General features: G+C 59.2%; 1 protein-coding gene. It reads right to left on the bottom strand.

Features of this window, described 5'->3' with window-relative positions:
- Positions 1-1,172: elongation factor Tu (tuf, locus tag GOV79_RS22250; RefSeq protein ID WP_170791795.1), on the bottom strand; the 1,172-nt coding region annotated here is incomplete at both ends.

A 1,172-nucleotide genomic window follows, 5' to 3' on the forward strand; every position in this document is an offset into this window, starting at 1 on the left:
TCAGTGATTTTCGACACAACGCCGGCGCCGACAGTGCGGCCGCCTTCGCGGATCGCGAAGCGCAGGCCCTGCTCCATCGCGATCGGCGCGATCAGCTCAACGCCGAACGACACGTTGTCGCCAGGCATGACCATCTCGGTGCCTTCCGCCAGGGTCACGGTGCCGGTCACGTCAGTTGTACGGAAGTAGAACTGAGGACGGTAGTTCGCGAAGAACGGAGTGTGACGACCGCCTTCTTCCTTGGTCAGGATGTAGGCTTCGGCTTCGAACTTGGTGTGCGGTGTAACCGAACCCGGCTTACACAGAACCTGGCCACGCTCAACGCCATCACGGTCAACACCACGCAGCAGCGCGCCGATGTTGTCGCCCGCTTCACCGCGGTCCAGCAGCTTACGGAACATTTCAACGCCGGTGCAGGTGGTTTTCGAAGTGTCGCGGATGCCGACGATTTCAATCTCGTCGCCAACGTTGATCACGCCACGCTCAACACGACCGGTCACAACGGTACCACGGCCCGAGATCGAGAACACGTCTTCGATCGGCATCAGGAACGGCTGGTCAACAGCGCGCTCGGGGGTGTCGATATACTCATCAACGGCCGCCATCAGTTCCTTGATCTTCTCTTCGCCGATTTCAGGGTTGTTGCCTTCCATCGCGGCCAGAGCCGAACCTGCAACGATCGGAATATCGTCGCCGGGGTATTCGTACGAAGACAGCAGCTCGCGGATTTCCATTTCCACCAGTTCCAGCAGCTCTTCGTCGTCAACCTGGTCAACTTTGTTCATGAACACGACCATCTTCGGGATGCCAACCTGGCGGCCCAGCAGGATGTGCTCGCGCGTTTGCGGCATCGGGCCGTCAGCGGCGTTCACAACCAGGATCGCGCCGTCCATCTGGGCAGCACCGGTGATCATGTTCTTGACGTAGTCGGCGTGGCCGGGGCAGTCAACGTGCGCGTAGTGGCGGTTCTCGGTCTCGTATTCCACGTGGGCGGTCGAGATGGTGATCCCGCGCGCTTTCTCTTCCGGCGCACCGTCAATCTGGTCATACGCTTTGAAGTCACCGAAATACTTGGTGATCGCTGCGGTCAGCGTGGTTTTACCATGGTCAACGTGGCCAATCGTGCCGATGTTGACGTGCGGTTTTGTACGCTCAAACTTTTCCTTTGCCAT

The organism is Ruegeria lacuscaerulensis (assembly GCF_013034745.1).
GTDB lineage: Bacteria > Pseudomonadota > Alphaproteobacteria > Rhodobacterales > Rhodobacteraceae > Ruegeria > Ruegeria lacuscaerulensis_B.